The organism is Burkholderia sp. WAC0059 (assembly GCF_002870125.1).
In the GTDB taxonomy this organism is placed as follows: domain Bacteria; phylum Pseudomonadota; class Gammaproteobacteria; order Burkholderiales; family Burkholderiaceae; genus Paraburkholderia.
In genome coordinates, this window is the sequence record NZ_PNEO01000036.1 from 1 (window position 1) to 20,691 (window position 20,691).

At 59.5% G+C, this 20,691-nt stretch carries 23 protein-coding genes; 10 read left to right on the top strand and 13 right to left on the bottom strand.

The window, feature by feature from the left end:
- The 4 genes from CY652_RS24275 to CY652_RS24285 all read left to right on the top strand — a co-directional run.
- A partial coding sequence (locus tag CY652_RS24275; RefSeq protein WP_374703692.1) for an McrB family protein occupies window positions 1-1,371 on the top strand: 1,371 nt, incomplete at its 5' end.
- A gap of 8 nt (window positions 1,372-1,379) precedes the next feature.
- A complete protein-coding gene (locus CY652_RS22950; protein ID WP_180970737.1) occupies window positions 1,380-2,906 on the top strand; it encodes a DUF2357 domain-containing protein in 1,527 nt (508 codons plus the stop codon).
- A 452-nt stretch (window positions 2,907-3,358) separates the two neighbouring features.
- A complete protein-coding gene (locus CY652_RS24280; RefSeq protein WP_146010200.1) occupies window positions 3,359-3,751 on the top strand; it encodes a hypothetical protein in 393 nt (130 codons plus the stop codon).
- 15 nt (window positions 3,752-3,766) lie between these two features.
- Window positions 3,767-4,366, top strand: a complete 600-nt coding sequence (locus CY652_RS24285) for a hypothetical protein (protein WP_146010201.1) — start codon at window positions 3,767-3,769, stop codon at window positions 4,364-4,366.
- A 380-nt stretch (window positions 4,367-4,746) separates the two neighbouring features.
- On the opposite strand, the gene CY652_RS22955 is transcribed toward CY652_RS24285, so the two are convergent.
- The gene (locus tag CY652_RS22955; protein WP_146010202.1) at window positions 4,747-5,997 is read right to left on the bottom strand and encodes a PIN domain-containing protein; all 1,251 of its coding nucleotides are present in this window, start codon (window positions 5,995-5,997) and stop codon (window positions 4,747-4,749) included.
- 635 nt (window positions 5,998-6,632) lie between these two features.
- On the opposite strand from CY652_RS22955, the gene CY652_RS22965 reads away from it, so the two are divergent.
- The 3 genes from CY652_RS22965 (at window position 6,633) to CY652_RS22975 (ending at window position 10,634) form a co-directional block, all read left to right on the top strand.
- Window positions 6,633-8,798: a DEAD/DEAH box helicase gene (locus tag CY652_RS22965; RefSeq protein ID WP_102133013.1), complete on the top strand. Its 2,166-nt coding sequence runs from the start codon at window positions 6,633-6,635 to the stop codon at window positions 8,796-8,798.
- Between the two features lie 113 nt (window positions 8,799-8,911).
- Window positions 8,912-9,364, top strand: a complete 453-nt coding sequence (locus tag CY652_RS24290; RefSeq protein ID WP_146010203.1) for a hypothetical protein — start codon at window positions 8,912-8,914, stop codon at window positions 9,362-9,364.
- 295 nt (window positions 9,365-9,659) lie between these two features.
- Window positions 9,660-10,634: a toll/interleukin-1 receptor domain-containing protein gene (locus CY652_RS22975; RefSeq protein ID WP_102133015.1), complete on the top strand. Its 975-nt coding sequence runs from the start codon at window positions 9,660-9,662 to the stop codon at window positions 10,632-10,634.
- An 88-nt stretch (window positions 10,635-10,722) separates the two neighbouring features.
- Here CY652_RS22975 and CY652_RS22980 read toward each other — a convergent pair whose 3' ends face one another.
- The 11 genes from CY652_RS22980 to CY652_RS23030 all read right to left on the bottom strand — a co-directional run bounded on the left by CY652_RS22980 (window position 10,723) and on the right by CY652_RS23030 (window position 18,142).
- Window positions 10,723-10,974: a recombinase family protein gene (locus CY652_RS22980; RefSeq protein ID WP_102133016.1), complete on the bottom strand. Its 252-nt coding sequence runs from the start codon at window positions 10,972-10,974 to the stop codon at window positions 10,723-10,725.
- Window positions 10,965-11,306: a recombinase family protein gene (locus CY652_RS22985; protein WP_102133017.1), complete on the bottom strand. Its 342-nt coding sequence runs from the start codon at window positions 11,304-11,306 to the stop codon at window positions 10,965-10,967. The genes CY652_RS22980 and CY652_RS22985 overlap by 10 nt, the downstream gene beginning before the upstream one ends.
- On the bottom strand, window positions 11,303-11,629 hold the full coding sequence (locus CY652_RS22990; protein WP_102133018.1) for a cyclic-phosphate processing receiver domain-containing protein: 327 nt from the start codon (window positions 11,627-11,629) through the stop codon (window positions 11,303-11,305). Before CY652_RS22990 ends, CY652_RS22985 begins: the two co-directional genes overlap by 4 nt.
- Window positions 11,630-11,646: 17 nt before the next feature.
- The gene (locus CY652_RS24295) at window positions 11,647-12,339 is read right to left on the bottom strand and encodes a hypothetical protein (RefSeq protein ID WP_146010204.1); all 693 of its coding nucleotides are present in this window, start codon (window positions 12,337-12,339) and stop codon (window positions 11,647-11,649) included.
- Window positions 12,336-13,172, bottom strand: a complete 837-nt coding sequence (locus CY652_RS23000; protein WP_102133020.1) for an SIR2 family NAD-dependent protein deacylase — start codon at window positions 13,170-13,172, stop codon at window positions 12,336-12,338. Before CY652_RS23000 ends, CY652_RS24295 begins: the two co-directional genes overlap by 4 nt.
- Window positions 13,159-13,560 carry a hypothetical protein gene (locus CY652_RS23005; RefSeq protein WP_180970738.1) on the bottom strand — a complete coding sequence of 134 codons (402 nt, stop codon included), beginning with the start codon at window positions 13,558-13,560 and terminating at the stop codon, window positions 13,159-13,161. The genes CY652_RS23000 and CY652_RS23005 overlap by 14 nt, the downstream gene beginning before the upstream one ends.
- Window positions 13,560-13,898 (bottom strand): hypothetical protein, encoded by a 339-nt coding sequence (locus tag CY652_RS23010; RefSeq protein ID WP_258002426.1) that lies wholly within the window; start codon window positions 13,896-13,898, stop codon window positions 13,560-13,562. The genes CY652_RS23005 and CY652_RS23010 overlap by 1 nt, the downstream gene beginning before the upstream one ends.
- 146 nt (window positions 13,899-14,044) lie before the next feature.
- Window positions 14,045-14,332 (bottom strand): GntR family transcriptional regulator, encoded by a 288-nt coding sequence (locus CY652_RS23015; RefSeq protein ID WP_258002427.1) that lies wholly within the window; start codon window positions 14,330-14,332, stop codon window positions 14,045-14,047.
- The gene (locus CY652_RS23020) at window positions 14,332-15,135 is read right to left on the bottom strand and encodes an alpha/beta hydrolase (protein ID WP_146010205.1); all 804 of its coding nucleotides are present in this window, start codon (window positions 15,133-15,135) and stop codon (window positions 14,332-14,334) included. Before CY652_RS23020 ends, CY652_RS23015 begins: the two co-directional genes overlap by 1 nt.
- 45 nt (window positions 15,136-15,180) lie before the next feature.
- A complete protein-coding gene (locus CY652_RS23025; RefSeq protein WP_146010206.1) occupies window positions 15,181-16,005 on the bottom strand; it encodes a hypothetical protein in 825 nt (274 codons plus the stop codon).
- A gap of 79 nt (window positions 16,006-16,084) precedes the next feature.
- Window positions 16,085-18,142, bottom strand: a complete 2,058-nt coding sequence (locus CY652_RS23030) for a hypothetical protein (protein WP_102133024.1) — start codon at window positions 18,140-18,142, stop codon at window positions 16,085-16,087.
- 252 nt (window positions 18,143-18,394) lie between these two features.
- Here CY652_RS23030 and CY652_RS23035 point away from each other — a divergent pair, with 252 nt between their 5' ends.
- Window positions 18,395-18,652 carry a helix-turn-helix domain-containing protein gene (locus tag CY652_RS23035; RefSeq protein ID WP_102133025.1) on the top strand — a complete coding sequence of 86 codons (258 nt, stop codon included), beginning with the start codon at window positions 18,395-18,397 and terminating at the stop codon, window positions 18,650-18,652.
- Window positions 18,653-18,697: 45 nt separating this feature from the next.
- Here CY652_RS23035 and CY652_RS23040 read toward each other — a convergent pair whose 3' ends face one another.
- Window positions 18,698-19,213: a hypothetical protein gene (locus CY652_RS23040; RefSeq protein WP_102133026.1), complete on the bottom strand. Its 516-nt coding sequence runs from the start codon at window positions 19,211-19,213 to the stop codon at window positions 18,698-18,700.
- A gap of 395 nt (window positions 19,214-19,608) precedes the next feature.
- Between CY652_RS23040 and CY652_RS23045 the strand changes: the two genes are divergently transcribed.
- Complete coding sequence (locus CY652_RS23045; RefSeq protein WP_102133027.1) at window positions 19,609-19,884, top strand: type II toxin-antitoxin system TacA family antitoxin; 276 nt, start codon at window positions 19,609-19,611, stop codon at window positions 19,882-19,884.
- Window positions 19,872-20,405 (top strand): GNAT family N-acetyltransferase, encoded by a 534-nt coding sequence (locus CY652_RS23050; RefSeq protein WP_258002428.1) that lies wholly within the window; start codon window positions 19,872-19,874, stop codon window positions 20,403-20,405. Before CY652_RS23045 ends, CY652_RS23050 begins: the two co-directional genes overlap by 13 nt.
- Window positions 20,406-20,691: the final 286 nt, after the last annotated feature.

Genomic DNA, 20,691 nt, shown 5'->3' on the forward strand with positions numbered 1-20,691 from the left:
TGCCATGCCCGCTTCGGCTTGCTTCAACACAGCCACAATCTGCTCGACACTAAAGCGTTTGCGTTTCATCGCACGGCTCCTTTCCTTCGAAAAGTCCGCCGAAAACTCGCTTACATCATGGCACTGTTTACCGGGGGCCGCTCATTGATTGCCGATCTGCGGCAGGTCAACCCCGGCTGGACCACCAACTTCGCTCCGACCGCATTGATCTCATGGCTGCGTGCGATTGGCCTAGCGGACTTCACCGCAGGCAAATCGATGTCGCTGACACCTCGCGGTCAGGAATGGGCAAGTCGGATCTATTGGGAACCGGGCAGGCTCGACGGCACACCTGTCTCGCCGTCCACCGCGACATCGCAATCGAATGAAGCCGTACCGGTCGTCTTCGAACGACCCGGCGTGGACCAGATTCTGACGAGTTTTCCGAAGGACCTTGTATTCAGCCGCAAAATAGTGGCACAGCTCGACGCAGCACTATGGAGCCACGATCGTCGTCATTTCGCGATACTAACGGGTCTTAGCGGTGCGGGTAAAACCCAGTTGGCCCGCAGCTATGCCACCGCGCTCTGGAGCAAAGCATCGCTGTCTGAATCCGGGGGCGTCTATGTTTTGCCGGTACAACCGGGCTGGCACGATCCCACTGCGCTATTGGGATATGTCAACCCGCTGAACACCGATCGATACGTACGTACGGGCTTCCTGAATTTCTTGCTCGATGCGGCCCGCGATCCAGATCGTCCGTATACCGTAATACTCGACGAGATGAATCTCTCTCACCCGGAACAATACTTCGCGCCCTTGCTGTCGGCGATGGAAACAGGCGGTCAGATCGAACTCCATGCCCAGGACGACGACGTCGACGAAATTCCACCCACTATTTCGTACCCGTCGAACCTCCTGATCATCGGCACGGTCAACATGGACGAGACCACGCATGGATTGAGCGACAAGGTACTCGACCGCGCTGCCGTCATCGAGTTCTGGGACATTGACACCGAATCGTATCCGGCTTGGGAAACGAGCGGACTCGATGCTGCGCATGTTGCGCAGCTCAGACTGCTAATCAAGCAACTGGGTAACACATTGTCGTCGGCTCGGCTGCATTTCGGCTGGCGCACGGTCGGTGACATAATCGGGTACGTCCGGGCGGCGCTCGCCGGCGGCGCCATCGAATTTCTCGAGGCCGTCGATCAGGCCATATACGCCAAGGTGCTACCCAAGATCCGCGGCGAAGACGGTGACAGGCTGCGTCTAGTGCTAACGGACACCGCCAGACTGCTTGGCGAAGCGAAATGCGTCGTGTCCCAGCATAAAGTGACCCAGCTTTCAGACGATCTAGCAAGGCTTGGCAGCGTTCGGTTCTGGAGATGAACTCGACCATGCTCCAGATCAATCACGAGAGCGGGCAGTCATGGGACATACCGGCTGACGGTATCTCTACGGGCTTCGTGGAAGCACAGACGTATGTGGTCCGCATCGCAGGCTCCGGTGCCCAGGTGCTTATCGATGACACGCCATTGGAGCGACAACCCGCCCGCAATATGTTTCTCTGGTCTCCCGGCTTCCACGCAGGACGCGTCGTAGCGGAAGTGCTGGACGATCTTGGGCAAGTCCAAGGAACCTGCAGTCTAGACGTCGGACCATCCCCGGACAAGGTCGGCCATCCAGAGTTCCTACGCATGATCGACGAGATCCTGGCGTTCAGGCCCGAATTGCTACTCGGAGGAGGCTCAAGCTGGTCAACATTCGGAAAAGAGGATGACACGACTTCGCCGGAGGTTATCTATGCGCGTCTGCGCCGTTACGCCCCGATTGCGCTTGCTGCCCTGCAAACGATCTGCTCCCACCCATTGTCACACCTGCGCCGGGTTCGTCTCACCGTCATGCCTCATCAAGCGCGGCGGCTCGATACCACTACTGTGCGGGAACTAGCACGTAGCCGATTCGTCGGCCAGATACTTGGTTTGGAGGTTACATCCACCGACGCGCCATCGCGTATCAATGTACCGCATTCGGAACGCACGTTTGACAACGCCGCAAATCGCACTATTGCAGTCATGGTCGGCCGACTCACAAATCAGGCCACCTCGCTATCCCGACGCTTTGCCTGTGCCATTAACGGTGCTGACGATTCGCTCACGGTCAAGATTCCACGTCGGCTATACGTCTTGCGAGAATTCGTTGGCGCTTTACGACAACTCCAAAACTCGCCTGCCTTGCGCGCCGTGACGCGCCCCGAAATTACCGCAGCTGGTCTAAATGCCATATCGGCTCAGCCCAACTATGCCCGAGCCTTCCAACTGGCATGGAAAGCTCTGCAAACAGGAATCCTAGGCGACGCCCACTCAGATCCATTACCGATCAGCCCAACTTGGGAGGTATTCGAACGGTGGTGCTTCCTCAGAGTGTGGAAATTGCTTGAAGTGCTATCGCCCAGTGCGGGCTGGAGAGTCTACGCTAACGACTCGGATACGGTCGGCCTGCGGGTGGGCGGAAAAGTAGCCGACTCGGCCATTGCGATCCATCTTCAACCGACCTTTCCTGCTTGGGATCAACCGAGCAGGTCAGGTTTCAAAAGCTTATCGCGCCTACGAGAGCCCGATATCGTACTGACTTCCGAGTCGTCGCGTGGCCAGCGCTTCCTCGTGCTAGACGCCAAATACCGAGCCAGTCGACCGAATATCCTTGACGCAATGCAGTCAGCGCATATCTACCGGGATAGTCTCAGATGGTATAACGAACGACCTTGGGGGTCGTATCTGCTGCTTCCCCGCCAAGGCGGGGCGCCATGGCTGGCAGAAGGTGCATTCCATGCCGAGTTCAAGGTCGGCACGTTCGAGTTGGCACCTGATGGCGATGCACCGCAGTTAAAAAAACTCTTGGCTGATTTTTTGGCACAGGCTTAATCAATGAAGTGGGACATGGCCAGCCAGTGGAAAGTGCTGATGCATTTCGCTAAGCCGTCATTTCGCGACAGCTTTATACAATTACGCAACGGATTTCGGCACGCGACTTGCCCTCGGTACATCCGTGGCGTTAGCGTTTACGCTATTGCAATAGTGGCGTAGCACCGTAGGCCTTAGTTCCGCCGAAGTTGTACACTAACGGGAACAACGTTCCGTTTAACAAGGAAAAAATGAGTTCGGAAGGCACGGAATCTCCGTTAGATAAAGTGGGCGGTGCTTTAGATGGCCTTCTGCAAAGTATCGGTCTGTTAGATATTATTTAAGGCGCACCTCCGATATATTTTATATGGATTTTTTTTCGATCAAGTATCGGAGATAAATTTCCCGGCACGGATTCGGAGTGGATCAACGCAATTCTACTCGGCTGCGCTGCCTCCACATGCGGCATAGGAATGTCGCTGCTGATTGGTTTGTTTATGGCTGTAGGGCGAATTTTGGACGGATCGAGAATCAAAGAGATAAAAAGGGTAAGTGAGATAGCCGCGAAAAATATTAACGCCCAACCTGTCGATGGTGATGATCCTATAAATTATGGAGTGGCCTTACTTAATCAAAAGTCCGAAAAATTATACAAGGACGTTGATGCTACGAGAACTCGGGCGAGAGCATGTTACGGGTTCTCTGTCGATGTAGCGATCTTTGCCTTGTTGGCTGGTGAGAGTGGAAGTGACATCCGCCCTTACCTATGGATGTGCGTCGCATTTATTGTTTTTGTGATAATGGGATTTTTGCATCAAAAAGACTATCATTCGACTCTGTGCATTTCTTTGAAACAGATCAATTAACGTTGCGGTGAATAAATGAAAATACGCTTTGAAACGGATGGGGATAAGTTGGATGCTATAGCGGTCGCAGATATTCTTCACGGAATAGCTGCTCTCGGTTATATATTCAATGAAGTGGAGCAGGGATATGGTAAGCATGATATTTTTGATGATCTCACCTATTTTTACCCGTATCCTCGTCATCTCTCATTATTTTATCGAGATCGGCACAGCGATTTCTGGGGATTTTCTGGTGATATCGGAGAGCGAAATTTTGAAACCGACCATATTCTGAGTGTTTTTGTGAGATTGGCGGCGAACGATGGCGGAGTGAAGATAACTGGCCTCCAGATAGGCAGCCTTGAGGCAGAAATAGAGGGGATATTGAGGAATGTTGGTGGAAAGATAAGGGATTTATTTAAAAAATCCATTAGCTCGACTGCCAAAGCAGCATCTAAGCAACGTGATTTTAAAACGGAAGAATTGCGGCGAGTGATTGATGAGGTGCTTGGTGAGTTTGTGGGGTTAGGGTTGCCAGCTTCAACATCGGTTCACTTACTGATAAACGCAGCCATTTCGAAGGTGGCTGATGGTTTAGCACGTATTCATGTTCGAAGCGCGAGCATTGAAGAATAGGTAAAGCCATGGGCAATAGCTGCTTTTGCTTGGCATCGGGCGACGGTCGGCTGATTCTGTTGAAAAACTCACCTCTCTGCGCAGCAGTATCGGTTCGCGAAAAATCGGCCTCTCAGATCGCTCCGCAAACTGCTCGTTAGCATCGGTTCGCGGTAGCCCCCCCTGAAAACCTCATTGAACACATCGTCACGGAGTTTTTCAACACAATCGGCCAAGGGCGGACTCTAGCTAACGATCTCTGGTGAACGTTCGAAGATCCGGCCCACTTCAAATAAGAGACGTTCTTGTATCGATGCCGGGCGCTGCCTGCTGCATGTCCCCCGGTTTGTAACGAATACCCCGCGGCATCGATGGCCTCGTCGTTACGACCCAGTAATGTGCTAAACCTCCAACAGCAAGTTATCGCGCTTCAGTGTATCGGGCAGGAAGCGAGGTATCCCATTCTCCATCTCGTACTCGACGCTCCAATGAACGGTTGCCTTGATTGGTGAGAGGACGTGGGGAAACAGCGTAGCACTCGGCTCCCCGGATTCCGCTTCGGACGATCCCATTCGCGGATACTTGTTCAAAGCCTCGGCAATCCGACTTATGTCGTCGGGCGGCAGCGTGGCGCTCATCGGACGGACATTGACCGCCTCCGACCCGGTCGGGCGGGGCGTCGGGGCACTCAGGTATTCCGAGAGTGAGGCAGCGAGATAAGCTTTCAGGAACTGAGACGCTTTATCAGTGCTTTGAGCCTGAACGTATTTGTGCTCCACCCAGATGTCCGCTACACGATGTATGATAATCTGAGTCGAAAACTTGAGGCGACGCAGAGTTTTTGAGAGAAAGACTGGCGGAAACGTCTGATAACTACCGATCCGCGTGTTCGACGTGGTGAGCCCCTCGTCAGAGCGGGACAATCGCGACTCTTCTACGGCAACTTCTACCACCGCACTCCAAAATTCAGTCTTCCCGCGGATGAATTCGGCGGCCGCGTCCTTTACTTGTTCAGCAGTCGAAGCTTCGACGTCAGACGCTAGGAAATTTAACTCGTTGAGAAGCGCATCTCGATCCTCAACAACTCGGCAATTCTTGCCCTCAGTGCGACGTAAGACGTGTTCTTGAAGGATCTTGTCACCCGAAACGAGGATTGATGTCTCGTAATCAGAATCTAGGGTGACCCAATGCTGCATGAAGGTTTCGGCCACGATAGCATCCTTGAACCCCTTTTCTTTTGAGAGATCAGGATCAAATGGAGGCCTCCTCCGACCGGCAGCGTCTACCAGCACGGACCATTCTATGCGTGAAAGGTCACACGCCAACACGGTAATTCCCAACTCGTTGAAGGCCTCGGAGACGACACGCCCGACTTCTATGTCCACCTTGCGCGGATCTAACAACCAGTTGCCTCCAAATACCTTCGGCAGTTTTTCGGCCAACGAGATAGCATGTTGCGCATTCTTTCGGATGTGCTGCTCTCGCTCAAGCCGAACCATGTCGGGTACCAACCACGCGACATCCAGACTGGCATGCGCAGGATCTTTAATGAGCGAAGCAATGGCCGGCGGAACAACCTCTTCACCGTCGGTCTTTGTATAAATTGCATTGGAATCAAAGACTACGTGCAGTTTGGGTTTCTGCTGGTTCATATGTGCGGCTTGGGCTATTGACTCACTATGTATATCACGGGCGCGTACGGATGGCGCTCGATTTTTTGATTTGATTCGGTGCTCGATTTTCGGGTCCGTATGGACGACCGATATAGAAGGTCAAGCCGCCATCAGGTGCTCTCAGCGTCAGAAGTCAGCTTTGGGTTGCCTACCGCCGGTCGCATCGGCCAGGCGCTGCCGTTGCAATTGGCTAAACCATCATGCAACGCATGGAGTGGAGCCCTACGGGGTATCGTTGATTGTTGCATAACGCTACTACACTGTAGCGAACCGGCGGCCGATCCTATCGTAACAATGCACCGACCAAATTCGTCGTGAGCATCGACCAGGATTCGACCGCTTACCGGCCATAAAATGCGGGCCGCCCTAACCGTTGCCCGACGTTTTGGCGTTAGCGCGGAGCAGCTTCGATCGCTCCTGCACCGACGCGCGGGTGCCGATTTGCGCGCCATAAAAGCGTTTTTGGAATCACGATAACCAAGAAATCGCCTGTAATATTGGTTACAGCGGAATCATTTGTCGTTAGCATATTCTCGGTAAGAGACTCGGTTCGATACTCAAGAACGCCATTCGACACTTTGGCGCCACATGCAGATTCGGGGGAGCACAAGAAGATGAAAGCGTCCGACTTAGAAGGTCCCGGTATAGACGCGTGGCTGCTTCAACGGCTGCAGAGCTGGGGGATCGAATCACTGACAGATGTCCAGCAGCGAGCGCTCGCGGCTGGGGCCGCTGCCGGCTGTAGTCTTGTTGTCAGTGCGCCAACATCGTCCGGTAAAACCTTGGTGGGTGAGATTGCTGTCTTGTGCGCCCTACGATCCGGGGTCCGCGCAATCTATCTCGTTTCGCACAAAGCACTCGCGGACCAGAAGTATCTCGATTTCGTCGCCCGCTTCGGCGAAGGTGCCGCTGATCCCATAGGCTCGGTTGGACTAAATACGGGCGACCGCACCGAGGGCGAAATCGACGCGCAGTTAATGGTTGCAACCTACGAGAAGGCTCTGGGCCTGTTCCTAGGCGGACAGCTTAGACCGAACAACGCTCTAGTCGTTGCGGACGAATTACAGATTCTGGCGGAGCCAGGGCGCGGGCCAGATATAGAAGCGCTCTGTTCCGCACTGCGCCAGCGCGGCATCAAGCAATTCGTGGCGCTGACAGCAACTGTCGACAATCCCGAAGACATTGCAGGATGGATGGAATGCGAACTCGTTCGCAGCACGCACCGGGACGTGCCTCTCTATCAGGAAATTTGGTATGGAGATCGCCTCCATCGAACAAAGTTCGGGGACGACAACGGACAAGAATTTACCAGCGAAATCGCTACAACAAATGACATCGGTGCAGTCGTCGATCATCTGCTACGACTTGGTCGTGGTCCCGTATTGGTGTTCACGGAAAGCCGCCGCGAAGCGCAGAATTTCGCAGCTGAGTTCGGGCAGCGTCGTCCCCGGGTCGGCATCGGCATCGCTTTGGCGCAACAACTCGACTTATTCTCCGAACCGACAGAATCGTCGGACCAACTTCGCGAAAATGCAGAGCGCCGTGTTGCCTTCCACACGGCAGATCTATCGCCGCAGGAACGTCAGGTTATTGAGGGAGGCTTTATCGACGGTAAGTTCGAGGTCTGCTTTGCCACCTCGACCCTTGCAGCAGGAGTGAATTTTCCGTTTCGGACGATTGTTTTTTCCAAGCTGACCTATCGCTTTGGCGACCGAACCGGAAGCCACATTGTCAGGTCTGACTACCGCAACATGTCCGGGCGGGCTGGCAGGCTGGGTATGCATTCTGACGGGTTCGCCGTGTTGTTGCCGCGGAACAGCGTTGAACTAGCGCATGCCAACATGCTGGTGCTGCCCGACAATGACCGACTGAATTCGCAATTGGTGAATCTTAGCCTGCGCAAGTCGATCGTGACGCTAGTCGCCTCAGGACTGGCCAGTAGTTTCTCCGAGGTGATGTTGTTCTTCGAGAATACCCTGTACTGGTATCAGACGCTGAACCGGAATCCAGCCAAACTAACAACACTGACAGTCGAGAGCCACGCTGCCGTTGATTGGCTTAATGCCAACGCATTGATCCGCGAGCAAGCTGGCACGCTATTCATCACGTCTTTGGGAAACGCAGCCGCGATATCCGGCCTGCTTCCTACCACCGCAGTCCAACTTGTTGCGATGCTGCGTGTCATCGGCCCCAAACTGGTGGCAAGCTTCGACGAGTGGATTCCGGGTTTGATCTATGCGGCATGTGCCAGCGACGAATTCCGGGCTGAACGACCATCCCGTTTTTTTCCTTTTCCGACGCCAACCACATACGAGTCGGTGACGTTCTGGGGAACAAAGCTGTTGCCCGTAGAGCTTGACCGCAACGATCTCAGGCTAGCGCACTGCGCTCATGCGATCACGCTCTATGCCGAAGGTCTGGCAGATCGCAAGATCGCGCATATTACCCACGTCCCGAGCGGCATGATCCATCGTCTGGCGCTGGACGTGGCATGGGTGCTCGATGGCCTGCACAAACTCTCTGTGACGTCCGAACTCGGTTGCCCGCAAACGGTCAGCAATCAGATAGCTATGCTGGCACGCCGCGTCCGCTGGGGCGTGCCAATTGAAGCGCTGGACGTACTGCGAGTCGCCGAACGGCACGGCGTGCCAGGCGCTTCGGTCGGCAACGCGCCATGGGGCTTATCGCGCAGGGTATCGCGACGCTCCACGACGTGCTGGAAACCGCGAGAGATAAACTCGTGCAATTACTGCGAAGTGAGCCGCGAGCACAAGCACTGATCGATGCGGTCTCAAGTACCGTCGGACTAGGGCCAAATCGACTTGCCGTTGCTCATCAGAAGACCGGGCAAGAGCTAGGCATCGAGCGTCATGTCAAGGCGTGCAACGACACGTTGGGCACCGACTATGAAGAAGCGATCGCAGTGCTGATGCGGATTGAAACCGCTTGGGCTGTGACTGTACTGGATGACGGCACACGACCCAACGTTCCAGATCTGCTAATCGAGTTAGGTAGTCAGCAAATTCTCCTTGAATGCAAGACATGCACAAAATCGCCGGCCCTAATCAAGAAGGAAGAAGCTTGGGCGGTCATTCAGAAGGCAGCAGATTTTGACCCGGCGATGCGGCGGGTCACATTGGGCAAGCCGGCCTTCGACGAGACCTCCAAGAAAAAGGCGGCAGCATCGAAGGACATCACACTGGTTGAGCACAGTGTGTTCATCGAGGGACTGTTACGAGTGCACAGCGGCACGCTGTCCGCAGCCGACTTCCTGTCCTGGCTCGGCAGTCCTGGCGTCGCGGAGCTTGAACGACTTGGAGGAAGTCCAACTTACCTTGGCAAATAGAGCGGCGATATGTATGCGACAGCGAGCCTCGATAGTAACAAGAATGCCGACTGGCTTCTTCATTGAACTTTAGTCTAACAAAGCGCCAACGGATCGCCAGACCCAGACGTGTTTCCGGAATCGACCATAAGCGGGCCGGACACTGGAGTAATAAATTCGGATCGCATTGCAGCGAACCGCCTACGACATCCGCTGAACTTCGGCGTGAGATCTCTACAGGCAAACCTTGTTTCTGACCTACGGCTCTGATAGGGGCGAGATTGGACAGAACCAATAAATCGGAGGCAGAAGAATTATGAAGGTCTTTATCAGTTGGAGCGGAAAGAGAAGCAAGGCACTCGCAACTGCATTGCGCGACTGGCTCCCTATGGTACTTCAGTATGTCGAGCCTTGGGTCTCCGACAAGGATATCTCTGCTGGCGAGAGATGGGCTCAAGCAATTGCAGGCGAGCTAGAAGCCTCGAACTTCGGGATTATTTGCATTACCCCTGAAAATCTTCATTCCGAATGGATATTGTTTGAGTCTGGCGCACTTTCAAAATCCATGCTGGACGCAAAAGTTATTCCGCTTCTTTTCGGTTTAGAACTTAGCGATCTAAGCGGACCACTTTCCCAGTTCCAAGCGCAGAAGATGGAACAGGCAGGCGTAGTGGAAGTTGTGAGATCGATTAATAAGATTTCGCAGACCAAGACATCTGAACAGATTGTGAATCAACTTGTCCCCGCTCTCTGGCCGCACCTTCAGACGGCTATCGAGAGCATACCTGACTCTGTACCTTCTGATAAACACATGCGTCCGCACCACGAGATTCTTGAAGAACTCGTAACCGGGGTCCGGGGAATAAACTCAAGAATGAGGGAATTGGAACCGGAGTCGATGGACCGAGAACAAGCCTATAGACGCCGGAGATTAACCAGAATATACCCCAGAATGCTTGAGGAAATGGGGATGATCGCGATGGAGGAAGGGGGCGGCCCTTTACAGCTATTGATGCTTGCCGGAATTTATAGAGAAGATTTTCCATGGATGGCAGAGGTGTTAACTGAGGCGTACCGCGAAATCAGGGACGGCAGCCCCGATATTGCAGAAAGAACATTGCTTCGACTTCGTCGAATGATGAAACATATGATGCACTCTAAGATGTTTTTTGAACTCTCAGGCGGATCAAAGCACTTTATGGCAATGGCAGAAGAATTGCCTATGATTCTGGAAATGGCGATTCCTCGAATGATGTCAGAGAAATCCCAAAATAATGAAAAAGACGAATAATTGCTGGGGCCAAAGAGGGAACGACCCAACAACGGCAACGTTCTTCCGTGCTGAAAGGCCTATGGATCGATCACAGCCAAATGGGCCGTCAGCCGCCGATGCGAGAGCAATATCTATGAACTGTCACGCGATCAATCCCGAAGTCACGCGCAAGCTGGCTGCGGTTCTCGCCCGAGTGGAACCGCTGCTTTAACTCGACCTGCTGCTCCGCCGTGAGCTTGGGCTTGCGCCCGTGATACTTTCCACCTTCCATGCGCGCACGCGCGATCCCCTCGCGCTGCCTTGCCTTGCGAATGCCGTTCTCAAACTCGGCAAACGCCGCGAACATGGTCAGCGCCAACCGGCCCGCCGGCGTGCCGGCGTGCCGGTATCGAACTGCTGCTGCAGGATCACAAGGCGCACGCCGCGCTCGTGAAGCGCATTGATGGTCGAAAGCACGTCAACGGTGCTGCGGCCAAGCCGGTGGAGCGCATAGACCACAAGCGTATCGCCGTCCCGCAGATATTTCGAGCACTCGGCCCAGCCGCTACGAGCGTCGGCCGCCGTCGTTCCGCTCACCGCTTCGTCGGCAAACTCTTTCTCCGCCTCGTAGCCGGCGCCCGCAATGGCCTGCCTCTGGTTTTCAACGGTCTGCCCCGCGGTTGACACGCGCAGATATGAAATGATGCTCATAGCGTTCCTTTTGTGCCAGTTTCCGGCGACCGCTGGCGAATAAGCCGACTGATCGCCGCCATACCGGCGCGCATCCGTGCAGCCGCAGCCGGATTCGCCGAATGCACGACGATGCGCGGCGGGACGAACCCGCGCAGCGCGACAGCTTCCTCGATCCAGACAATCACGTCGTAGCCCGTGCCCCGACTGTCGTCGCTGAGATCGTGATCGAGACTGATTTCGGTCACCCTCCCGGTTTCGAGCAGCGCAATGACTTCGTCAGGCCACCGTGCCCGAATCCAGCCTGCCGGCTCGGGCCGCTCATCGTCCAGAAAGACCCTCAACGGTGCGGAAGAAACGTTCACCAGCTCATCCCCCACTGCTGGATCAGGCGGACGTCGAGCCAGATGCCGCCGATGCCCAGCATCGGGTCCCAGTCGAACCGGAGCACGTGCTCGACCAGATCATGGAACAGCCAGCAGTGACGTTCGCCGCCCAGCGGGTGCCCCGGCTCGAACTGGAAGACGTTCCAGTCGTGGTTCACCGGATCGTCGACAATGCCGTCGAACGAACTCCAGTCCAGCTCGCAGACGATGTTGTCGTCCTCTTCGTCGAAGTCGGGATGGTCGTCGCGCAGCACGCACGTCACGTCCACCTCCAGTTCGACGTCCTCCCAGAGGGTGTCGCTGAAGCAGTGCTTCCCGCGACGGCCACCGACGCCGCCGGCCCGGTAGTAATCGGCCAGACACCGGTCGCGACGCTGCCGAATCCACGCCTCGGCTTCGGCCAGCTTCCGGTTGAGCAGCCGCAACCGTTCAATCTCGTCCGCGCGCAGTTCGCCGATGCTCCGCCCGGAGCGGGCCGGCCGGGGACGCCTGTCGGCATCCCCTAGCACCAGCTCGATGGCATCGACGGCCCGCCGCGCAAACAGGCGTGATACCTCACGCGTCTCCGCTGCCCGCCACACCATATCGACCACTTCGTGCAGCCGGGCCGCATCCAGCTGCGCGGAGGGTTCGCACGACAGCTCACCGGGGTTTTCATGCTGTGTCATGACGTCCCCCATGCCAGTCGCGCATCGATCCGCTCAAGCACGTCCCGCGCCGTGCCTGCGATGCCGATGCCGTGACGCGGACTGATCACGTGGTCGCGCGGGTTGATGCGGATCACGCGCGGGCCGTGGCGCTCGCTGAAGTACCGCACGGTCGGGATAGCGCGGCCGGCACCCAGCTCGACAACGACAGGCGTGCACAGTGCGGTGAGCCAGCCCCGCAACTGCGCCATCTGGCGGTCGGTGCGCGTCTCGATCCAGTCGTAGTCGCCGAACATCAGGATGGCCGGCCGGGCAACGGCACCGCATCGCGGACAGCGCGGCAGCGGCGACAGCAGGCGGCAGCGCGCCTCATCCACCGCCAGCGTCAGCCCGTCCGCCGGCCACAGCTCCGCACTGCACGGGTCTGCGCACTGGAGCCAGTGAATCGAGCCGTGACATTCGGCGATCCGGTCTTCGGCAAACCCTGCCTTCTGGAACTGCCCGTCGACGTTGCTCGTGAAGACGAACGCGCCGTGTTCCATCCGCTCGCCCCAGTGGCGCAGGATGTCGAAACCGCGATGCGGGACCGTCTGCCGGTAGAGGTTGAGCCGGTGGCCGTAGAAGCCCCACGCCCGCACCGGGTCATGGTGAAACGCGGCCAGATTGGCGATGTCCTCGAAGCGCACGCCCTCCGCATGCAGTGCGGGATACGCGCGCCAGAAGCCCGCCGCGCCGCGGAAATCCGGCAGGCCCGAATCGACGCCCATACCGGCACCGGCCGTCACCAGCAGGCCGTCGGCTTCGCGCAGCCATTGCACGGCGCGGGCGAGCGCTTCGTCATCAGTGACGTTCATGATGGGGTTCTCCGTTGGCAACGTAGTCTGCCGTATGGTGGCGACACGCCACCGACAATCGCTGAAGATGCACGAGCAGTTCCCCGAGTTCGGCCTGAAACCGCCCGAGCGCGGCCGCGTGGTCCGCGTCGATGCGCCCTTCGGCGATCCGGTGCGCCGCGCAGGCATACAGCAGCCCGATGGCCGAGAACCCGTCATGCACGATCCGCAGCGCCAGTTCGGCCGATTCCGCGAGACGGACGAGCACGTCGGGATCGGCTTCGTCGTAGTCCGGCTCGCCGGACGGCCTGACGGGCAGCTGCATGAGCCCGGCCATCAGGTCGCGCAGCGGGCGGCGGATCAGATCGAGAGAGGCCATCTCCGGTGCAGCAGGATGCCGGCCGTCCATCAGTATTCCTCCGGGAACAGCAGCGTCGTCACGCTGCGGTCCGCCTCGGTGATGATCCAGACGCGTTTGCCCGCAACGTCGTAGCCCGACAGGATGCGTGCGCCGTGTTCGACCGCGAGGCAGTTCGCCCGTGCATCGGCGGCCGGCACGCTGCCCCAGTCGCCGCGCACATGGCGACCGAGATACGCATCGGCCGCGATACCGTGATGTTCAAGATGCGCGAGCACGCCGCGCGTGGCGACGATCTGCCCGAGCCGGAACAGCGGCCGCGCGGGCTGAAGCGACGACAGGCCGTGCGGCGGGTGCGGACGGGATGAGGCAGGACAGGTACAGGACATGAAATCCTCCGTGAGAGTTGAGATACCCGCCACGGCACCGGCCCGTTAACGCAAAAAGCCAGGACGCGATGTCCTGGCTTTGGTACGGCAGATGCAGCAGCGGAAAGGAAACGGCGCGGGGAACGCCGGTTACAGCAAAAAACGCACTACGCCTGGATGGCGGCGTGCCGGATGACCGTGCCGCCCCAGCAGCGCGTGACGACCAGCCCGCGTCGCGCGGCTTCGCGCATCCCGCGATTGACGGTGTTCACGTGCAGGCCGGTGAAGTCGGCGACGAGCCGCTGTGCCGGCAGGACCTGACCGGCACCGAGCCGGCCCGACTCGATAGCCTCCTGCAGCACGGCCACGATGGACAGCCAGTACGGCCCCGGCCGGTTCCGGACTTCCCTCATCAGCAGCAGAAATTCGATACGTGTCCGCTGCTGCGGGAGCATTACTTCGCCTGCGGGGGCTGGCCGTCGAGCCAGCCGTGGATGTCGCCGAGCACCTCCGGTTCGATGCCGAGGAACCCGTGCGGCGAATGCCCGCCGCACTGCGTCGACGGGTTGCCGCGCCCCCCGGTCGAATCGACCTGCACGAAACCGAAATGGTTGTGGTCGGCAAGGCGCCTGGCTGCATAGGCCGGCGACGCCGGGCATTCGTCGCCCTGATTCGAGACCACCAGCACGCGGTATTTCGTGCCATCCACGTCGAGGCCGGCCAGCGTGTCGCCGCCCCGGCGCGACACCGTCACAGGCGACGTGAGCACGAACGCATCGGCCATCGCCGGATCACGCTGCAAGGCATTGCCGACCGACACCGTGCCGGAACTCGTGCCGACCAGCGCGATCTTCGCGCCCGGAAAGCGCTGCCGCAGCGTCGCCACGACGGCCTGCGTATCCGTGAACGACTCCTTCGTCAGCCGGAACAGGTCGTCGACGCCGCCGGACTTGTTGGAGGGCGTATCGACGAGCGCCACCGCATCGCCCCAGTTGATCCAGTGATGCGCCGAACGGACCACGAAGTTGCCCTTCAGCGTCGTCGCGCCGCTGGCGTCCAGATGCAGCGCGCCCGGCACGCCGGGAAACAGCACGATCACCCACGGCGGGGTCGGCGACGGCGATTCGACAAACAGGCTCTGCGTCACGCCGGCCCGAGTCGGGAACGTCACGAGGTCGCCGTGATCGAGCGGATCGGCCTGTACCGTGCTGGCGGCCAGCGCGGCCGCCAGCGAAAGGATCAGGGGTGTCAGTTTCATGCGGCTCCCGTTGTTATAGGTCAGCAACCGGTGCTGTCTGCCGGATTATCGGCCGCCCGCATGCCGGCCGTAGGCAAACTCGTGATGCGCCTCGACTGGCGGATGGTACGGAGCCGGTGCCGGAACCGGATAAGGCGTTGCCTGCATCCCCGGCGGAGGCGGCGCGGGCTGAACGCGCTGCGCCTCGTCGGCCGCCTGTTCCGTCGCAAGGTTGCGCAGCGCGGCCTCGCGCAGCCGCTGCGCGCCGACGTTGCCCGGATCGATTTCCTGTATGGCTTCGGCCGTTGCGGCCGCATCCTGATACTGGCCGGCATCGAACTGCTGTTCGGCCTGCGCGAGCAGCGCCTGGACCTTCACGGAGAGATCCTGCCCGGCCTGCTGATCCTGACTGTCGCCGTTGCCCGGACCGGCTGTCTCCGCGGGCGCGACGGCCTGCGGCGCCGGCGGCGTCGACGGGACCGGGTTCGCAGCCGGCGTTGCCGTCGGCGTGACGGGAGCCGCAAAGTGATAACCCGTCAGCCGCTCGATCGTCTGTTCAGCGGGCACGATGTACGGCGCGAGCGCGTGACGCGCCGAGAAGTAGAGCAACGCCGCGCCCATGATAAGGAAGGGCGTGACAGCGGTCAGCAGCGGCCCCCATTCTGCCATGCTCGCCTCGACCACCACCCGCCGGTCGCCCGCCAGATACCGGCGGTATCGCCGCTGCGACGCGAGCACATCGCCGTGCTTCGGATTCAGGTAGTCGTTCTCCAGCTTGCGCAGTCCCGCGCCGAAGAACAGCCGGACAACGATGCTCCGCCGTTTCAGCTTCGCAAAGGTATACGGCGGGTCTTCGCTCGGGAAGTCGTAAGCGCCCCGTTCCATCCTCATGCTGGTTCCCCGATAGATATCTGATTGCCTCGCCGGCAATGCGCCGCAGCCGCAGGCACATCGCCGGTTCCGGTGCAGGTCAGTTGTTGTCTTTCGTGACGGTGTAGTAGCTGGCGCCTTCGTCGTTCCACGTCAGCTGGACGAGCCGCGTCACGCCGCCGGTCAGTGCCGGGAACGTGCAGGCCGTCGCGCACGTCTGCGTACCGTCCTGCGCGACGCCGGCCGTCACCGTTTCCGTGTACTGGCCGTTCTGCCCCGCCGGCTCCCCCGTCCACCATCCGTCGACTTCGGCCGGCGTGGCCGAACTCGTGTCCGAGCCATCCTGGATCTGCACGCCCGTCACCACTGGCGCGAGGTTCTGCCCGTTCACGATCCCCGACCAGTCGATGCTCGCCGTGGCCTGCGCCGCCGCCAGCGAACCGGACGGTGTCAGGAAGCTGCTGACGACATCGCTGCCGAGCGTCGGCCACGCCACACCGGCGGCCGCATCCGGCAGCAGCGGCGGCGTCGGGTTGATGACCGTCACCGGACTGCCGATGACCGCACCGGCTGCATCGTAGAAGGTGGCCGTGTAGGTCGCGAACGGTGCCGGCAGCGTCTGCGTGGTCAGCGCGGCCGGCGCGTAGTAACCGGCATCGCCCGTGCCGACCGAGAACGCGAACGCACCGGCGTTCGACGGCAGCGCCTGCCACGACCAGCGGTAGAGCGACGTATTGGAACTGCTCGTCACCGCCGAAGTGGGCGCAGCCGTCACGGCCTTGCTCGACAGCGCCAGCAGGTCGTTGCCCGTGCCGCTGCGGGGTTCGAGCCATACGCCGCCCGCCGGCAGCCCCGGCCCGCTCACGTTGACCGCGTTCACGTTCGCCGGATTCACCGACCCGGCGCCGGCCGTGATGCTGACGCTGAGACCCGACTCGTCGCGGCTCACATTCGCATCTGCCGCATCGAGGAACTGGCGCCGCGTCACGAACGAGTTGATCGTGACGTCATACGCCTGCTGGTTGCCGACGATGTCCCACACGGCCGGCGCCGAGGCGCTCGCCGCCTGCGTCTGCTGCACCACCGTCAGGGCGCCGTTGTGCTGCCCGGCCGGACCGGTATAGAAAATCCGCACCAGCGCGCTGGGACCGGTGATGTCCGGGAACGGGCTCTGGCCGGCGGGCCACGACATCAGCGTCTTCGCGCCGGTGACCGTCGAACCGCTCGCAGCCAGCGTGTAGTGAACCGCCTCGAAGGCGGCGGTCGCACTGCCCTGATTCGTGCTGCCGTAGCCGTTCTCCAGATAGTGCGCGTCGATGGCCGACCCGCACGCCGACGCCGTACCGGACAGGCACGATGAAAGCTGGGCGAGCAGCGTCGACAGGTAATTCGCCGGCTCGGGCGGCGCGGCAAGCTGCGTGCTGGCGGTGGTCGACGTGTCGAGGGCAATCGCCGTCCCCGGTGCCGACGTCGTCGCCAGTTGCAGGCCGCCCGACGGCGCGGTCGTCACGGTTACCGAATCGATCACCGCATCGGGGCCGGTCTGGTTCGGCGTGAATGCCGTGCTGACCGGATTGAACGAGGATGCCGTCACGCCGTTGGCCGAGAGGACCGGCGCGAGGATCGTGTCCAGCGTCGACACGGCGTTATTGACCGCCGCCGGTGTGACCTGGGCCGCGAGCGTCGCCGGACTGGTCAGGTCGAGCGGATTGCCGTCGCTGGTCAGTTCGGCCGCGACCGCCGTGGTCAGCGGCGTGACGTTGGCGACGAGCGGTGCGGCGGAGCCCGTTGGTACGTTCGGCATCACCGAGTACAGCGGCGCATTGACGCCGCTCGGATCGGTCGCGACAAGCAGGAACGGCGCGGTCAGTCCAGTGATCGGGATCGAGTAGTTGCCGTTCGTGTCGCTGGTTGCCGTTGCGCCCTTGCCGTTCGCATCGATCAGCGTCACGTTCGCGCCCGCGAGCGCGTCGCCGACAGCGACCGTGCCGCCGATGGCCGACGGTGTGGAGGCGGTGCTCGACGGCGGCGCCGACGAACTGGCGGATGACGAACCCGAACCGCCACCACCGCATGCCGCGAGAAACGACAGCGCCACTGCGCCCGCTGTCAGCGTGAGCCCCGTCTGGATACGCGGCGATTTCTTCTTGTGGTCCATGTTGTTGACGTCCTGAAAGTGACTGCGACTGGTTGACTGGCAGTGCGCCGGGAGAACTGCATGCCGGCGGGTGCCCGGACTCACCCGAACCGCCGGCAACCGGGACCGCCGCCGCGTGCCCCCGTGCGGCAGGCGACGACCCGAAAGAGGCCAAACCAGAATTAACACTTTAAGTTTTGTTTCGCGCGACTATAACTCAAACCAAACTCAAAGTGTGTGGTTTCGCGGAAGCGGCCCCGGAACACTTCCGGTATGCCCAACCCAACGCAAAAGTGTGATGCCCAGCTCCTGTTCGCGGCCAACGTGCGCCGCCTCCGGAAGGAGAAGGAACTGACCCAGGAGAAACTCGCCGAGGCGGCCGGGCTGCATCCGAACTACATCAGCTCGGTGGAGCGCGGCGAACGCAATATCTCGATCGGCAACATCGAGCGGATCGCCAAGGCGCTGGGGGTGACGATGGCTGAACTGGTTGCCGAACCGGCGCATAACCCGGCCGGCAGCGCCACGTAGCGGCCGCCACGCCGGTTTGACCCGGCCGGCCGTACTGAGCGCCGGCTACTTGCCGGCCCCGGCTTTGGCGCCCATCGCATGAATGCCGATTGCCCAGTGGCCGGCAATGCTCTTGAAGTTGGTACGCACGCGGTCGGTTGGCTTCTGCCACGGCGCCGGGTCCAGCGCGTATTCGATCGTGGTGCCCGGCGTGTGCGTCGCCTTCGCCCGGTGAAACAGGATGTGCCGCCCCATTTCCATCTCGGCGTGATAGTCGACCAGCAGGAGGGCGACGTCGGGCAGGTCGGCTACCTTTGTGACCTCCTTGTAGACGCTGGCGACGAGCCCGAACTGGGCGAGCAGCGCGGCGATACGTTCCTCGCCGAGGTAATACGGTCCCCGCGCGGGATGCCGCGTCTTTGCGATGGCGATCTCCCTCACTTCCTCGATCTTCTTGCCCGAGAGCATCGCGGCGCACGCGAAGACGTCGTCGAAATCGTTCGTCTGCGCGACGAACGGGAAGGCAGGCGTGAAGGTCGTCGGGGTACTCTCGACCGTCGTCGGGATCGTGATGGCAGGCATGGCATGGCTCCGTGAAAACATAAAAATGAAGCGCGCAGCAACGCCTGCCTGATGACGGCATCGGGCAACGGACAGTTCGGGTGGATCGGAGGGAGAAACGTGAGGCGAAATCCGGCCGGGTTCCGGTGGATTGGCTCAGGCGGGCGCTGCGGCGCGAGCGGCGAGCTGAAAACCGGCGTGTGCGCGGTTTGTCAGCCGTATCGTCATTTTATCAGGGACAAATCATGCGCTCAACGGCCAGCTAACTTTGTCAGGCAGCGCCAAAAGAGACGAAATTTTCCGCTCGGACGCAAGAAATCGGAGTGTGGCTTTTCCAGTTTAAGCCATACGTCAATTGAAGCATCAAAACGTACGTCGTTTGTGCTAACATGACGTACATATCAAGGGGATTTTCTATGAGCACAACTACCCGTTCCGCCCGGCTGGGTTTGCGAGCCACGCCGCAGCAGGAGGCGGTATTACGCCGCGCAGCCGAGATCGCGCATAAATCGATGACCGACTTCATTCTCGACAGCGCCTGCCAAGTGGCCGAACGCACCTTGCTTGATCAGCGCCTGTTTCTTGTGACCGAAAGCCAATCACAGGCACTGCTTGAGATGCTTGATCGGCCAGCTCAAGACAATGCGGGTTTGAGAGAGTTGTTCTCCCGAGCGACACCTTGGGAAAGCTGATGTCGCTGTCTCCCCCGCAAGCGCTGGATGCCAGCCATGTACTGGAAGGATTCGATTGCGGCAAAGCCAGCCTGAACGACTGGCTCCTGCGCCACGCGCGTCAAGCGCAGGCCAGCGGTTCGGCCAAGACCTACGTCGTTGCCGAAAATCAGCGCCTTGTGGGGTACTACAGTCTGACCGTGGGGCAGGTCGATACGCTGCAAGCAACTGATCGAGTCCGCAAGGGGATGGGAGCCTATCCGATCCCTGTTGTCATCCTGGCCCGGCTGGCGGTAGCAATCGAAGACCACAGACGCGGCATCGGAGTGGGCATGCTGCAAGATGCAATTCGGCGCACTGTAGCCATCGGTGAACAGGCTGGCGTGCGCGCATTGCTGACACACCCACTGGATGAGGATGCGGCACGCTTCTATCTGCGCTTTGGGTTTGAAGCTTCGCCGGTACAAGAGCAACAACTGCTTCTGCTGCTCAAGGACGCACGTCGGTTACTCATGCCTGCCGTATCGAGCAATCGGAAATAAAGGCGCCCAATTCTGGTTACTTGTCCTGTACGGCAAGGACGACCGGCCGATCGCTCCGTTGACGAGCGAAGGCTTTTGCGAAGCTTCTGAAAAAGGAAGGTGTAGCATGGAGCAAGCAATGGAGAACGAGATCTGCTAACCGAACTGACCGAGGGCATCGATGCCTTGGGCGGATAGTCTTGGCACGGAAAGCGAGCTTTCGGCGCCAAGCGACCAGCCTTCCCACCGCTGACAAGCGCGCCGAAATTTGGACGTTTTCAAGCTAAAAACGATAACTAGGAATTAT

Excerpts from the sequence above, each read along its gene's own strand:
- CY652_RS23025 (WP_146010206.1), bottom strand. The coding sequence starts at position 16,005 with ATGAGGATGGAACGGGGCGCTTACGACTTCCCGAGCGAAGACCCGCCG.
- CY652_RS23045 (WP_102133027.1), top strand. The coding sequence starts at position 19,609 with ATGAGCACAACTACCCGTTCCGCCCGGCTGGGTTTGCGAGCCACGCCG.
- CY652_RS23035 (WP_102133025.1), top strand. The coding sequence starts at position 18,395 with ATGCCCAACCCAACGCAAAAGTGTGATGCCCAGCTCCTGTTCGCGGCC.
- CY652_RS23015 (WP_258002427.1), bottom strand. The coding sequence starts at position 14,332 with ATGCTCCCGCAGCAGCGGACACGTATCGAATTTCTGCTGCTGATGAGG.
- CY652_RS24280 (WP_146010200.1), top strand. The coding sequence starts at position 3,359 with ATGTCGCTGCTGATTGGTTTGTTTATGGCTGTAGGGCGAATTTTGGAC.
- CY652_RS23030 (WP_102133024.1), bottom strand. The coding sequence starts at position 18,142 with ATGGACCACAAGAAGAAATCGCCGCGTATCCAGACGGGGCTCACGCTG.
- CY652_RS22955 (WP_146010202.1), bottom strand. The coding sequence starts at position 5,997 with ATGAACCAGCAGAAACCCAAACTGCACGTAGTCTTTGATTCCAATGCA.
- CY652_RS23020 (WP_146010205.1), bottom strand. The coding sequence starts at position 15,135 with ATGAAACTGACACCCCTGATCCTTTCGCTGGCGGCCGCGCTGGCCGCC.
- CY652_RS22950 (WP_180970737.1), top strand. The coding sequence starts at position 1,380 with ATGCTCCAGATCAATCACGAGAGCGGGCAGTCATGGGACATACCGGCT.
- CY652_RS23010 (WP_258002426.1), bottom strand. The coding sequence starts at position 13,898 with ATGTCCTGTACCTGTCCTGCCTCATCCCGTCCGCACCCGCCGCACGGC.
- CY652_RS24295 (WP_146010204.1), bottom strand. The coding sequence starts at position 12,339 with ATGACACAGCATGAAAACCCCGGTGAGCTGTCGTGCGAACCCTCCGCG.
- CY652_RS22975 (WP_102133015.1), top strand. The coding sequence starts at position 9,660 with ATGAAGGTCTTTATCAGTTGGAGCGGAAAGAGAAGCAAGGCACTCGCA.
- CY652_RS22965 (WP_102133013.1), top strand. The coding sequence starts at position 6,633 with ATGAAAGCGTCCGACTTAGAAGGTCCCGGTATAGACGCGTGGCTGCTT.
- CY652_RS23040 (WP_102133026.1), bottom strand. The coding sequence starts at position 19,213 with ATGCCTGCCATCACGATCCCGACGACGGTCGAGAGTACCCCGACGACC.
- CY652_RS23005 (WP_180970738.1), bottom strand. The coding sequence starts at position 13,560 with ATGGACGGCCGGCATCCTGCTGCACCGGAGATGGCCTCTCTCGATCTG.
- CY652_RS22985 (WP_102133017.1), bottom strand. The coding sequence starts at position 11,306 with ATGAGCATCATTTCATATCTGCGCGTGTCAACCGCGGGGCAGACCGTT.
- CY652_RS24285 (WP_146010201.1), top strand. The coding sequence starts at position 3,767 with ATGAAAATACGCTTTGAAACGGATGGGGATAAGTTGGATGCTATAGCG.
- CY652_RS23000 (WP_102133020.1), bottom strand. The coding sequence starts at position 13,172 with ATGAACGTCACTGATGACGAAGCGCTCGCCCGCGCCGTGCAATGGCTG.